The 12,489-nt window shown below is 67.2% G+C and carries 12 protein-coding genes; 7 read left to right on the top strand and 5 right to left on the bottom strand.

The window, feature by feature from the left end:
* The first annotated feature begins 98 nt into the window (after positions 1-98).
* From efp to JI739_RS08265, 3 genes are all read left to right on the top strand, one after another.
* Entirely contained in the window at positions 99-653 is a 555-nt protein-coding gene (efp, locus tag JI739_RS08275; protein ID WP_201683419.1) for an elongation factor P, read from the top strand.
* A 63-nt stretch (positions 654-716) separates the two neighbouring features.
* Positions 717-1,538, top strand: coding sequence for a heme-dependent oxidative N-demethylase subunit alpha family protein (locus JI739_RS08270; protein ID WP_201683418.1), 822 nt, complete (start codon positions 717-719; stop codon positions 1,536-1,538).
* A gap of 67 nt (positions 1,539-1,605) precedes the next feature.
* Entirely contained in the window at positions 1,606-2,466 is an 861-nt protein-coding gene (locus JI739_RS08265; RefSeq protein WP_201683417.1) for an LOG family protein, read from the top strand.
* Positions 2,467-2,479: 13 nt separating this feature from the next.
* On the opposite strand, the gene JI739_RS08260 is transcribed toward JI739_RS08265, so the two are convergent.
* The 5 genes from JI739_RS08260 to JI739_RS08240 are packed head-to-tail and all read right to left on the bottom strand — an operon-like array spanning position 2,480 to position 7,686.
* Positions 2,480-3,670 carry an MFS transporter gene (locus JI739_RS08260; protein WP_255520201.1) on the bottom strand — a complete coding sequence of 397 codons (1,191 nt, stop codon included), beginning with the start codon at positions 3,668-3,670 and terminating at the stop codon, positions 2,480-2,482.
* On the bottom strand, positions 3,651-4,997 hold the full coding sequence (locus JI739_RS08255) for a DNA recombination protein RmuC (RefSeq protein ID WP_435531595.1): 1,347 nt from the start codon (positions 4,995-4,997) through the stop codon (positions 3,651-3,653). Before JI739_RS08255 ends, JI739_RS08260 begins: the two co-directional genes overlap by 20 nt.
* Positions 4,994-5,986, bottom strand: coding sequence for a 2-hydroxyacid dehydrogenase (locus JI739_RS08250; RefSeq protein WP_201683416.1), 993 nt, complete (start codon positions 5,984-5,986; stop codon positions 4,994-4,996). The genes JI739_RS08255 and JI739_RS08250 overlap by 4 nt, the downstream gene beginning before the upstream one ends.
* Positions 5,987-5,997: 11 nt before the next feature.
* Positions 5,998-6,726: a nitroreductase gene (locus JI739_RS08245; RefSeq protein WP_201683415.1), complete on the bottom strand. Its 729-nt coding sequence runs from the start codon at positions 6,724-6,726 to the stop codon at positions 5,998-6,000.
* Between the two features lie 33 nt (positions 6,727-6,759).
* Positions 6,760-7,686, bottom strand: a complete 927-nt coding sequence (locus JI739_RS08240) for a histone deacetylase family protein (protein WP_201683414.1) — start codon at positions 7,684-7,686, stop codon at positions 6,760-6,762.
* A 184-nt stretch (positions 7,687-7,870) separates the two neighbouring features.
* Between JI739_RS08240 and JI739_RS08235 the strand changes: the two genes are divergently transcribed.
* The 4 genes from JI739_RS08235 to JI739_RS08220 all read left to right on the top strand — a co-directional run bounded on the left by JI739_RS08235 (position 7,871) and on the right by JI739_RS08220 (position 12,471).
* On the top strand, positions 7,871-8,419 hold the full coding sequence (locus JI739_RS08235) for a phasin family protein (protein ID WP_201683413.1): 549 nt from the start codon (positions 7,871-7,873) through the stop codon (positions 8,417-8,419).
* Between the two features lie 299 nt (positions 8,420-8,718).
* Positions 8,719-9,762, top strand: coding sequence for an extracellular solute-binding protein (locus JI739_RS08230; RefSeq protein WP_201683412.1), 1,044 nt, complete (start codon positions 8,719-8,721; stop codon positions 9,760-9,762).
* A 122-nt stretch (positions 9,763-9,884) separates the two neighbouring features.
* Positions 9,885-10,643 (top strand): 3-hydroxyacyl-CoA dehydrogenase, encoded by a 759-nt coding sequence (locus tag JI739_RS08225; RefSeq protein WP_201683411.1) that lies wholly within the window; start codon positions 9,885-9,887, stop codon positions 10,641-10,643.
* An 82-nt stretch (positions 10,644-10,725) separates the two neighbouring features.
* On the top strand, positions 10,726-12,471 hold the full coding sequence (locus tag JI739_RS08220; RefSeq protein WP_201683735.1) for a gamma-glutamyltransferase family protein: 1,746 nt from the start codon (positions 10,726-10,728) through the stop codon (positions 12,469-12,471).
* Positions 12,472-12,489 lie beyond the last annotated feature (18 nt).

Here is a 12,489-nt window from a genome sequence, read left to right as displayed (position 1 = left end):
GCCTACTGGGCCGCCCACCGCGGCCATCCAGGGCGCCCTTGCCGCGGCATTCACGAACCGACTTGGTGCCGGCCGGCCTCACCCTCGCCACCACAGTTATGAAAATCGCTCAAGAAATTCGCGCCGGCAACGTCATCATGCAGAACGGCGCGCCCTGGGTCGTGCTCAAGACCGAGTACGCCCGCGGCGGACGCAACGCGGCCACGGTCCGCATGAAACTCAAGAGCCTGCTGTCCAACCAGGGCACCGAGATCGTCTTCAAGGCCGACGACAAGATGGACCAGATCGTGCTGGACAAGAAGGAGTGCACGTACTCCTACTTCGCCGATCCGATGTACGTGTGGATGGACACCGAGTACAACCAATACGAAGTCGAAGCCGAGAACATGGGCGACGCGCTCAACTACCTCGAAGACGGCATGTCCGCCGAGGTGGTGTTCTACGACGGCAAGGCGATCTCGGTCGAACTGCCCACCAGCGTCGAACGCGAGGTCACCTGGACCGAGCCGGCGGTCAAGGGCGACACTTCGGGCAAGGTGCTCAAGCCGGCCAAGATCGCCACCGGCTTCGAGGTCGGCGTGCCGATCTTCGTGGCGCAGGGCGACCGCATCGAAATCGACACGCGCACCGGGGAATACCGCCGCCGCGTCTGACGCCCAGCGCCAGGCCGGACCCCATTCAAGGGCTCCCTCGGGAGCCCTTTGTCTCTTGAGGCCATGGACTTCGACTTCAACCTGATTGCGACGCCCTTTCGCATGCAGCCCGGCCTGTCCCGCCTGGCGCCGGGCCGTGCGCCGCAGTTGACGGCGCTCGATCCTGGCAGTCCGCTGCATGCGGAGAAGCTGCGGGTCTGGCAGTCGGGCCAGTCACGGCTGTGCGTCCCCGGGTTCGACCCGGCCGCCGCGCAGGAGAGCATCGCCGAGCAAGCGGCGCTCGACGGTTGCGGTGCTGCGCTGGCCGCCGGAGCGCCACTCGAACTTGCTTTCGAGGAAGACCTGGCGATTCTGGATGGCTCCGACGGGACACTGCCCTGGCTGTGCGTATGCACGCCTTCGCACTGGGCACCCGAGCAAAAGATCGGCCGCAGCTTCGCCCAGGTGCATGCGCCGGTGGCCGACAACGCCAATCTCATCGCCGCAGCGCAGCAGCTGGTGCGCCTGGCCACGGCCGGGGACCGATGGCAGCGCCATGTCTGGACGATCAGCCCCTCGGCCCGGTTCGACCAGCATCCGCTGCGGCACCCCCGACAGCCCTGGCCCGCCGGCGACGATCCTGCGGCCCTGGCGCAGGCGAGCTTTCTCCGGGTGGAACGACAGACCTTCTTCCCTGTCGGGCGCGGCACGCGACAGGCGGTGTTCACCATCCGCGTCCAGTTGCAGCCACTGGTGCTCGCCGTCGACACGCGCGCCAAGGCCGCGCGGCTGCACGACAGCCTGGCTTCCATGAGCGAGGCGGTGGCGGCGTACAAGGGTTTGGCGCCAGCGCGCGCCGGGCTGCTTCGATGGCTGGCGCGACAGGCCAGCGACGCGCCGGCATAGTCCGCTCGGGCCATCGACGCCTCGTGTTCAAGGGCCGGGGTGCGACCTTGCGGTCAAAATCGCGCACATGGCTTCTCGAAACATCCACGATCAACGCCTGGCCGACGCCTGGGCCACCCTGCAAGCCCATTCCGATGCCGGCTTGCCCCTGACACCTGAAGCAAGCCGGCTCGCCTTTGCAGATCCCGAGTTCCTGCTGCGGCGCGAGACACGTGGCATCCGCTTCCAGCTGGAGCTGCTCAAGCCGGACCTGGGACAGATCGAGCACGGCATCGAGAACACGATCGTGGTGTTCGGAAGCGCACGCTTTCGCAGCCAGGAAGAGGCCGATGCGCTGCTGGCGGCGGCCGAAGCAGGCGGCGATGAGACCACCATCCGCCGCGCCAGGACGCTGGCACGCAACGCGCGCTACTACGAGCAGGCCCGTGCCTTCGGTCAGCTGGTGGCGCGCTACAGCTCGGACAAGGAGCCGTCCGACAAGCTGTTCATCTGCACGGGAGGCGGGCCGGGAATCATGCAGGCGGCGAACCGTGGGGCCTTCGAGGCGGACGGCATCAGTGTCGGCCTGTCCATCGCCCTGCCGATGGAAGAGGCCGCCAACCCCTACGTCACGCCCGCGCTGTCCTTCAAGTTCCACTACTTCGCCCTGCGCAAGATGCACTTCATGATGCGGGCCAAGGCGCTGGTGGCGTTCCCCGGCGGCTTCGGCACGCTCGACGAATTGTTCGAGGTGATCACGCTGGTGCAGACGCGCAAGTCGCGCCAGGTGCCCATCGTGCTGTTCGGGTCCGACTACTGGAAACGCCTGATCAATTTCGACACGCTGGTGGAAGAAGGCGTGATCTCGCCCAACGATTTGTCCTTGTTCCAGTACGCCGACGACCCCGAGGCAGCCTGGGACGTGATCCGCGGGTTCTACAACCTCTGACCTTGCGCTGGGCTCACGCCGGGCGGGGCTTCATCGCGAACGCCAGGCGGGTGCATGCGGCCATCACGGCACCCGTGCTCCAGAACACGCCGGCGACGCCCACCGCGGCGCCAGCCGCACCGAACAGCATGGGCATGACGACGCTGGAGCCGTTGAGCGACATCAGGCGCAGTCCGAGCGCCTCGCCATGCCGATGCGCGGGCGTGATCTGGTGCAGGGTGCTCATGACCATCGGTTGCACGGAACCCAGCGCCACGCCCAGCAAGGCCGAGCAGACACCCATGGCCCAGGGCGGTGCCACCAGGGGGTAGACGCCGAACACGAGCGCGGTCGTGGCCATGGCCCCGGCGATGACCTGCCACTCCTGCAGCCGCGCCGCGATCAGGGGCATGGCCAGGCGCACCAGGGCAGCGGCCAGGGCGAACGTGCCGAGCAAGGTGCCGATCACCGAGGCCGCCAGGCCCCGCTCGTGGCCCAGCACGGGCACGATGAACAGGTGCACGTCCCAGCACGAGGACAGCACCCAATTGATGACCATCAGCCGACGGAAATCGGGTTGACGCAGCAGGTCCCAGGCACTGCCCTTGCGGTCTCCAGCGGCCATCGCCACCGGCGGCAACTCACGCGCGCCACGGATGCAGGCCCAGGTGATCAGCGGCATCAGCGCCAGTGCGAAAAAGGCCACGCGGAAACCGCCGTTGTCGATCAACAGGCCAGCCATGAACGGCCCGACGAAGTTGGAGAACGCTGGCCCGATGGACAGCCAGGAGAAGACCTGGCGCAATTGAACGGGTCCCGCCGCCACCCGCCCCGCGTGGCGCTGCAGGCAGATGGACGCGACGCCGGTCGCCCCACCCGTCAGCAGCGCAGCCAGGCAAAGCACCGGAAAGATCGGCAAGGCCGCGGCAGCGCCGGCGCCCAGGGTTGCCGCGACCACAGCGAATTTCAACGGACGCTTCAGGCCGTGCCGGTCGGCATAGCGGCCGGCCGGCAGGGCCAGGAACACCTGCGTGAGAGCGAACAAGGCAAGCAGCATGCCCACCGCCAAGGGGGTATGGCCCTCGCGCAGCGCCAGCAGCGGCGCGGCCATGCGGGTGCCGGCCATGGTGCCGTGGATGAACAGCTGCCCCGCGATCAGGCGCGCCAGTTCGCGGCCGAGGGCGGGCCTGCCGTTGCCCGGGGGCTCAGGGTGCTTGCTCGTCAAGCGCGTCCTCCCCGACGGGCAACAGGGCCTGCGCCTGCGCCGCCGGCAAGGCCTCCACCTCTTTCAGCGCCCGCCGCAACTGGCGCGTGCGCGTGTCGGCCTTGTCCAACGTGTCGGCGGCCTTCTGCATCTGCTCGCGCATGCGCGCCACCCAGTCGCCATAGCGCTCCAGTTCGGTCTTGACGGCACCCAGCACCTTCCAGACTTCGGAGGCCTGCTCCTGCAGGGCCAAGGTTCGAAAGCCCATGTGCAGGCTATTGAGCATGGCCAGCAAGGTGGTGGGACCTGCGAGGGTGACGCGGTGCTCCCGCTGAAGAAAGTCCATCAGCCCGGGGCGGCGCAGCACCTCGGCGTAGAGGCTCTCCACAGGGAGGAACAGGATCGCGAAGTCAGTGGTGTGCGGTGGGCAGACGTAGTTTTCGCAGATGCTGCGCGCCTCCTGGCGAACCCGTGCTTCGAGGGCACGCGCCGCCGTCTCGACAGCCGCGGCGTCGGCGCGGTCGTGCGCATCGAGCAGGCGGTCGTAGTCCTCGCGCGGAAACTTCGCATCGATGGGCAGCCAGACCGGCGCGCCGTCGTCGCTGCGGCCAGGAAAGCGGATGGCGAAGTCCACGCGCTGTCGGCTGTTGGGCCGCGTCTCGACCTGGCACGCGTACTGCTCAGGGGTAAGCACCTGCTCGAGCAGCGCCTCCAGCTGCACCTCACCGAAGATACCGCGCGTCTTCACGTTGGTCAGCACGCGCTGCAGGTCACCCACACCCTGCGCCAGCGACTGCATCTGCCCCAGGCCGTGGTGAACCTGCTCGAGCCGCTCGGCGACTTGCCGGAAGCTCTCGCCAAGGCGAGTCTCCAGCGTGGCCTGCAGCTTCTCGTCGACGGTGCGGCGCATCTCCTCGAGCTTGGCGGTGTTGTTCTGCTGCAGTGAGGCCAGCTGGGTCTCCAGCGTCGCACGCACCTCGCCGATGCGGCGCGCGTTGGCTTCGCCCAGCGCGGCCAGCTGCAGGTTCAACGTGTCGCCCAGAGACTTTTGCAGCAGGGCCAGCTGCTGCCCGAAGGCATCGATCTGCGCGTTCTGGGTGCGGGTGGCCTCGGCCCCCTGTTGCACCAGCGCTTGCTGGAAGTGCGTGAGGCTGTGGGTGAGTTCCTGGCGGCCGCTGCGCGACGATTCGCTCACCTCGCGCCGCAGTTCGCGCTCGAGCCGCTCGCCCGCCGCGAGAAGTTCGGCACGCATGCTGCCGGCCTGCTGCAGGCTGCGGGCCAGCAGCAGCACCAACAGGGCGAGCGCGCCCAACGCCGCCGCCGCGGCGACCCAGGGTTCGGCGTTCAACGGTCCCCCAGCACTTCGGGATTGACCGGCGTCAGCGGTTTGCCGTGGACCAGGAAGGCGACCAGGTTATCGGCGGCCAGCTGCGCCATCGCGCGCCGCGTCGGCACCGAGGCACTGGCGATGTGGGGTGTGAGCACCACGTTGGGAACCGCCAGCAGGTCGGGGTGCACCTGCGGCTCCCCTTCGAACACATCCAGCCCGGCGGCGGCGATACGGCCCTCGCGCAGAGCGCGGGCGAGCGCCGCATCGTCGACGATGCCGCCCCGCGCGATGTTGACCAGCGTGGCGGTGGGCTTCATCAGGGCGAGCTCGGCCTCGCCGATCGCGTGGTGGGCTGCCGGGCTGTAGGGCAGCACCAGCATCAGGTGGTCAGCGCTTCGCAGCAGTTCGTCCTTGCTCACGTAGCGGGCCTTGCAGTCGGCTTCCAGCTCGGGCGAGAGGCGGCTGCGGTTGTGGTAGATCACCTGCATGCCGAAGCCGTGCGCTCCGCGTCTCGCGATACCCTGGCCAATGCGCCCCATGCCCAGGATGCCCAGCGTGGTGCCGTGCACGTCCTGGCCGGCGAACAGGTCGTAACTCCACTTGGTCCACCGGCCGGCGCGCAGGAAATGCTCGCCTTCGGTGATTCGACGGGCGGTGGCCATGAGCAAGGCGAAGCCGAAATCGGCCGTCGTCTCGGTGAGGACCCCCGGGGTGTTGGTCGCCAGCACGCCTGCGGCGTTCATGGCCGGCACGTCGAAGTTGTTGAAGCCCACGGCCATGTTCGCGCAGATGCGCAGCTCCGGGCAGGCGGAGAGCACCTCGGCATCGATGCGCTCGCTGCCCGTGGTCAGGGTTCCGGCCGCCCCGCGCAGCGTGGCGATCAACCGCTCGGGGCTCCAGACCTCGTCATCCTGATTGGCCTGGATGTCGAAATAGGTCTGCAGCTGCGCCAGCACGTCTGGGTAGACGGCGCGCGCCACCACGACGCGAGGTTTGGTTTTGCTCATGGGGATTTACTTCAGTCGAGCCAACGGGTGAAGGACGCCACCGGTTCCCGGGGCGTGTGGAAGTGATTGACTGGCGCGGTCTCGTCCGCCCAGCCGAGGGACATGCCGCACACGAGCATTTCGTCGGGGCCGGCTCCGATGTGCGGCAGCACGATGCGCGAAAAGCCGTTCCAGGCGGCCTGGGGACAGGTATGCAGGCCCCGGGCCCGCGCGGCCACCATGATGTTCTGCAGGAACATGCCGTAGTCCATGAGGGAACCACGGCCCAGCACGCGATCGATGGTGAACATCAGCCCCACGGGCGCGTCGAAGAAGCGGAAGTTGCGCTGGTGCTGCGCATGCATCTTGTCCTTTTCACCCCGAGCGATGCCCAGCAGCCCATACAGTCCCCAGCCGTTCTCGCGCCGGCGATCCAGGTAGGGGGACACCCATTGGCGGGGGTAGTAGTCCCAATCCTCGGGGTATTCCTGGGCGAGTGATGGATCGGCGTAGATCGCGTCGTGGGCGGCGCAGACCTGCGCCACCAGGGCCTCGCGGCTGGCACCTTGCAGGACGTAAACCCTCCAGGGCTGCGTGTTGGTTCCGGACGGTGAACGGCGCGCCACTTCGAGGATGCCTTCGATGGTCTCGCGCGGAACGGGCCGCGGCAGGAAAGCCCGCGCCGAGAATCGGCTGGCGATCGCGTCATCGACGCTGCCGGGATCCTCGATGCGGGTGCTGACTTGGGATGGGGTGCTCACGAAAGGTTCTCCAGGGTGGCGCGAACCGGCCGCTCACCGCGACCGATTTTGCCAGCGCCGCCAGTATTGGCTGGCCACGGTGAATGTGTTCACTTGCGCCTGCACGGTGTCTTCGATGCGGCGGCCGTAGCCACCGGCCATCGCGAAGGCCAGCGGCACGCCGCGTTGCCAGGCCCAGTCGAACACGCGGCGGTCACGCGCCTCGAGGCCATCCCAGGTGAGTTTGAGCCGCCCCAGGCGATCGCCTTCGTGCGGGTCGGCTCCGGCCAGGTAGATCACCAGGTCCGGGGAGAACCGATGTTCCAACTCCTGGAGCGCTCCATCCAAGGCGCACAGGTATTCGTCGTCCCGACAGCCGTCTGGCAGGTCCACGTCGAGATCGCCGGCTTCCTTGCGAAACGGGAAGTTGTTCCTTCCATGCAGCGACAAAGTGAACACGGAAGGGTCCTTGCGAAAAATGCGCGCGGTGCCGTTGCCCTGGTGCACGTCCAGGTCGATGACCGCCACCCGTAGCGCGCGCTGGCGACGTACCGACTCGGCCTGCATCAGGCGTGAGGCCACCGCCGCGTCGTTGAAGACACAAAAGCCACCGCCGCGCTCGGCACTGGCATGATGGGTTCCGCCGGCGATATTGGCAGCGATCCCCTCCTGCAGGGCGATCCGGCAGGCGGCGATCGTCGCTCCAACCGATCGGCGCGCCCGCTCTGCCATACCCGCGCTCCAGGGGAACCCGATTTCGCGAAGGATTTCAGCCGCCACGCTGCCATCGGCAATGGACCGGACGTAACCTGGCGCATGAGCCAGTGCGAGTTCGCCGTCGCTGGCGGCTTCGGCCTGCATCAGCCGCAATTCAGGCAGTTCCTGCACCAGCCGATCGCGCAACAGCTGGTATTTGGCCATCGGGAACCTGTGCCCAGCCGGCAACGGAAGCACGAACTGGGTGGCATAGAACACCTGCATCCGATCATTGTCGAACGGTCCGGCGGACTCGACGGCTGTGCCTGGACACCTTCTTTTTGTGCATCGCAGCAAAAAAAGCTTGCAATGCGCGTCAGCGTCCGTAAAATTCGGTTCATGCTGCGGCGCAACATCAACGTGAGGCGAGCAGCGACCGTTTCCCCCACCCTACCATTGGAGATTCCTCATGTTGACCGCAGAACAAGTCCTCGCCTCCCAGAAAGCCAGCTTTGAAACCCTGTTCGGCCTTACCGCCAAGGCTTTCGAAGGCGTCGAGAAACTCGTCGAACTGAACATCACCGCGTCCAAGGCTGCCCTGGCTGAAGCCGCTGGCAACGCCCAGGCCCTGCTGAGCGTCAAGGACGCGCAGGAACTGCTGGCGCTGCAGGCTTCGCTGTTCCAGCCCCTGGCCGAGAAGACCGCTTCCTACAACCGCCATCTGTACGAGATCGCGTCGGGCGCCAACGCCGAGCTCACCAAGACCTTCGAAGCCCAAGCTTCGGACGTGCAGAAGAAGCTGCTCGCCGTCGTCGACAACGCCGCCAAGAACGCCCCCGCCGGCAGCGAAACCGCCGTGGCCGTCTTCAAGAGCGCCGTTGCCGCCGGCAGCAACGCCCTGGAGTCGGTGCAGAAAGCCGTCAAGCAAGCGACCGACGTCGCCGAAGCCAACTTCAACGCAGTCGCCACGACTGCTGTGAACGCCGCCAAGACGACCACCCGCACCGCCAAGCGCTGATCTTTTATTCCGGGCCTGGGGAACTCCGCCCCGGGTCGAGGTAACCAAACTTTCGTCTGGGGGTGCCCAGGCAAGGTTCTTCAGGTTGTCTCCTCGGGTCCTTTCGACACCTTCGTGGTTCAGGGATCCCTTCAAGCCCCAGTCGCAAGACTGGGGCTTTTTTTCGCTCTCGATCCGCCGGGGGGCGATCGCCGATGTGGCGAAAGGCGGATGCCGACCGCCGGCCAGCCTCTGATTGCGAATCATTCTCGTTTTCTTTATGATCGCGCGGGTCCGCTTGTATACACATAAGGAGCCTCATGACTCGCAAGACACTGGCCACGCTCGGTTTGCTGCTGGCCGCAGCCACATCCGCTTCAGCCCAGGAGCAGGTGCTCAACCTGTACTCCGCACGCCACTACTCCACGGATGAGGCGCTCTACAACAACTTCACCAAGGCCACGGGGATCCGGATCAATCGGGTGGATTCGGACGACGCGGGCATCCTGGCGCGCCTGAAGGCCGAGGGCGCCGCTTCGCCGGCGGACGTGATCCTGCTGGTGGACGCAGCCCGGCTGCACCGCGGGCAGGTGGACGGGCTGTTCAAGCCGATCAAATCAAAGGTGCTGCAGGACGCGATCCCGGCCCAGTACCGCGGGCCGGAAACCGCCGAGGGCACCCCGTGGTTCGGGTTTTCAACCCGCGGACGAGTGATCGTTTATGACAAGGCACGGGTCAACCGTGCCGATGTGGACACCTACGAAGAACTCGCCGACCCCAAGCACAAGGGCAAGATCTGCATCCGGTCCGGTTCACACCCCTACAACCTCTCATTGTTCGGCTCCATCATGGAGCAAATGGGCGAACAACGAACGGAGGAGTGGCTGCGCGGCGTCGTGTCCAACCTGGCGCGCACGCCGCGCGGCGGCGACACGGACCAGATTCGAGGTGTCGCGAGCGGCGAGTGCCAGATCGCCGTCACCAACACCTATTACCTGGCCCGCTTGCTGCGTTCCGACAAGCCCGAGGACAAGGCGCTGGCCGAGCGTGTGGGCGTCGTGTTCCCGAACCAGAACAGCTGGGGCACCCACATGAACATCGCGGGCGGCGCCGTGGCCGCTCACGCCAAGAACCCGGCCAATGCGGTTCGGTTCCTCGAATACCTGGCCAGCCCCGAAGCGCAGAACTACTTCGCGAACGGCAACAATGAATGGCCCACGGCCAAGGGCGTGAAGGTCGCCAATCCGGCCCTGCAGGCCATGGCGGGTGGCGGAGACTTCAAGACCGAGACCATTCCCCTGGTGGCGGTGGGCGCGAATACGGTGAAGATCCAGCAGATGCTGGACCGCGTCGGCTTCAAGTAACCCAACCGCAAGTCGCGAAACAGCCCGGCCCAGCCGGGCTGTTTCGCTTCGTGGGGCACGAAAGTGCGTCCTCCATAATTCCGGCGACTACCCGTCTGCATCAACATCGTTCAGGAGCACACATGGATATCCAGGGCAAGGTTTTCATCGTCACCGGCGGCGCTTCGGGCCTCGGGGAAGGCACTGCGAGGATGCTCGCCTCGGCCGGAGGCAAGGTGGTGGTGGCCGACATGCAGACGGAAAAAGGCCAAACCGTCGCGCGCGAGATCGGGGGCGTCTTCGTGCGCTGCGATGTCACCCAGGAAGCCGATGCGAAGGCGGCCGTGGAGCAAGCCGTTTCGTTGGGCAAGCTGATGGGGCTGGTGAATTGCGCCGGCATCGCCACGGCCGAAAAGACCGTGCACAAGAACGGCGCCCATGACCTGGCCCTGTTCACCAAGACCGTGATGATCAACCTCGTGGGCACGTTCAACATGATTCGCCTGGCCGCCGATGCCATGGCTCGCAACGAGCCGGAACCCACCGGCGAGCGCGGCTGCATCGTCTCCACCGCATCCGTGGCGGCCTACGACGGCCAGATCGGACAGGCCGCCTACAGCGCCTCCAAGGGCGGCGTGGTGGGCATGACCTTGCCCATCGCCCGCGACCTGGCGCGCAGCGGCATCCGCAACATGACCATCGCGCCCGGCATTTTCGGCACGCCCATGATGTTCGGCATGCCCCAGGAAGTTCAGGATTCGTTGGCCGCGGCGGTGCCCTTTCCCTCCCGGCTGGGAACGCCGCAGGACTACGCCAAGCTAGCCCGCCACATTTTCGAGAACGACATGCTCAACGGCGAGGTGATCCGCCTCGACGGAGCCATCCGGCTCGCTCCGCGCTGAGCGGTCGGCAGTGCTCGACGGATCCTGGTTTCGGGAGGTCGGAGCCAAGACCTCGCGCCTTGCCGCGTGGGTCGTGGCGGCCATGCTCGCGGCCTGCGCCCACGCCCCGCCGGCTGTCACCGTCGAGCCACCCAGCCAGCCCGAGGCCGGCACCGGCCTCAGCAACAAGCCGGGGTGGGCCGTCCGCACCTGGGCGGTGGCGGCTGCCAACCCGCTGGCGGCCGATGCCGGGTTCCAGATGCTCCGGGCGGGCGGATCGGCGGTCGATGCCGCCATTGCCGTGCAAATGGTGCTCACCCTGGTGGAGCCGCAGTCCAGCGGCATTGGCGGGGGCGCCTTCCTGCTGCACTTCGACGGGCACCGGGTGGAAGCCTTCGACGGCCGGGAAACGGCCCCAGCAGCCGTCGATGACCGCCTTTTCATCGGCGCCGACGGCAAGGCCCTGCCCTTCTACGAAGCCGTGGTCGGTGGCCGCGCCGTGGGGGTGCCCGGGACGGTCCGCATGCTGGAGATGGCTCATCGGCAGCACGGCAAGCTGCCCTGGTCCCGCTTGTTCCAGCCCGCGATCCGGCTCGCCGAGCAGGGCTTTCCGGTCAGCCCTCGGCTGCACACGCTGCTGGCCGGCGACACCCACCTCAAGAAGGACCCGGTGGCGGCCGGCTATTTCTACCAGCCAGACGGCCGGCCGCATCGAGTCGGGCATGAGCTACGCAACCCGGCACTGGCTGCGGTGTTGCGCCGTCTGGCCATCGAAGGCGCGCGCGCCCTGCACGAAGGCGACATCGCCCAGGCCATCGTCGAGAAGGTCCGCAGCCATCCGGACAACCCAGGTCGCATGACCCTGGCCGACCTGGCCGGCTACCAGCCCAGGCAGCGCTCCGCGCTGTGCCACGACTGGCGTGCCAGTGGGAAGGACTGGCACGTGTGCGGATTTCCGCCCCCGAGCTCCGGCGCCATCGCCGTGGCGCAGATCCTGGGCATCCTCTCGTTGCGGCCTGCGGCCTCGCTGCCCCTGCGGGACGGATTGCCTTCGGCGGACTGGTTGCACGAATACACCGAGTCGGCGCGCCTGGCATTCGCCGACCGGGCCCAGTACGTCGCCGATCCCGACTTCGTGCAGCCGCCTGGCGGCAGCTGGGCGAGCTTGCTCGAGCCCGATTACCTGGCCCAGCGCGCGGCCCTCATCGCCAGCCGCAGCATGCGGGTCGCGCAGCCAGGTGTCCCCGGCGCGCTCCGCCCTGCGCAGGGCGCCATGGGCGAGCAACTCGAATACGGCACCTCTCACATCAGCATCGTGGACCGGTGGGGAAACGCGCTTGCCATGACTGCGAGCATCGAGGACCAGTTCGGGTCGCGCCAGATGGTCCGCGGCTTCCTGCTGAACAACCAACTGACCGACTTCAGCTTCGTTCCCGCCGACGCGCTAGGGCGGCCGATCGCCAACCGGGTCCAGCCCGGCAAGCGCCCGCGCTCGTCCATGGCTCCCACCCTGGTCTTCGACCGTGCCGACGGCCGACTCGTGCTCACGGTCGGCAGTCCGGGGGGCGCGCAGATCATTCATTACGTCGCCAAGACGCTGCAGGGCGTGTTCGGCTGGGGGCTCGATGCGCAGCAGGCCATCACGCTGCCCAACTTCGGCTCCAACAATGGCCCGACGGTGCTCGAGGAGGGTCGCTTTCCGTCCCACGCCATCCAATCCCTGCGCGCGCGCGGCGCCGAGGTGCGTGAGCAGGCCATGACCAGCGGTCTGCAGGCCATCATGCGCACCCCGGACGGCTGGTTCGGCGGAGCCGACCCGCGTCGCGAAGGCGTCGTCATGGGTGAGTAGCCGCCCGCCCCGTCACAA

The organism is Ramlibacter aurantiacus (genome assembly GCF_016722895.1).
Lineage (GTDB): Bacteria > Pseudomonadota > Gammaproteobacteria > Burkholderiales > Burkholderiaceae_C > Ramlibacter > Ramlibacter aurantiacus.
Note: the sequence above shows the minus strand (reverse complement) of the source record. Positions and strands in the feature narration are given on the sequence as shown.

Bases quoted from the DNA above. Each gene is read 5' to 3' on its own strand.
- efp (WP_201683419.1), top strand. From the start codon at position 99: ATGAAAATCGCTCAAGAAATTCGCGCCGGCAACGTCATCATGCAGAAC.
- JI739_RS08270 (WP_201683418.1), top strand. From the start codon at position 717: ATGGACTTCGACTTCAACCTGATTGCGACGCCCTTTCGCATGCAGCCC.
- JI739_RS08265 (WP_201683417.1), top strand. From the start codon at position 1,606: ATGGCTTCTCGAAACATCCACGATCAACGCCTGGCCGACGCCTGGGCC.
- JI739_RS08250 (WP_201683416.1), bottom strand. From the start codon at position 5,986: ATGAGCAAAACCAAACCTCGCGTCGTGGTGGCGCGCGCCGTCTACCCA.
- JI739_RS08240 (WP_201683414.1), bottom strand. From the start codon at position 7,686: ATGCAGGTGTTCTATGCCACCCAGTTCGTGCTTCCGTTGCCGGCTGGG.
- JI739_RS08235 (WP_201683413.1), top strand. From the start codon at position 7,871: ATGTTGACCGCAGAACAAGTCCTCGCCTCCCAGAAAGCCAGCTTTGAA.
- JI739_RS08230 (WP_201683412.1), top strand. From the start codon at position 8,719: ATGACTCGCAAGACACTGGCCACGCTCGGTTTGCTGCTGGCCGCAGCC.
- JI739_RS08225 (WP_201683411.1), top strand. From the start codon at position 9,885: ATGGATATCCAGGGCAAGGTTTTCATCGTCACCGGCGGCGCTTCGGGC.
- JI739_RS08220 (WP_201683735.1), top strand. From the start codon at position 10,726: ATGCTCGCGGCCTGCGCCCACGCCCCGCCGGCTGTCACCGTCGAGCCA.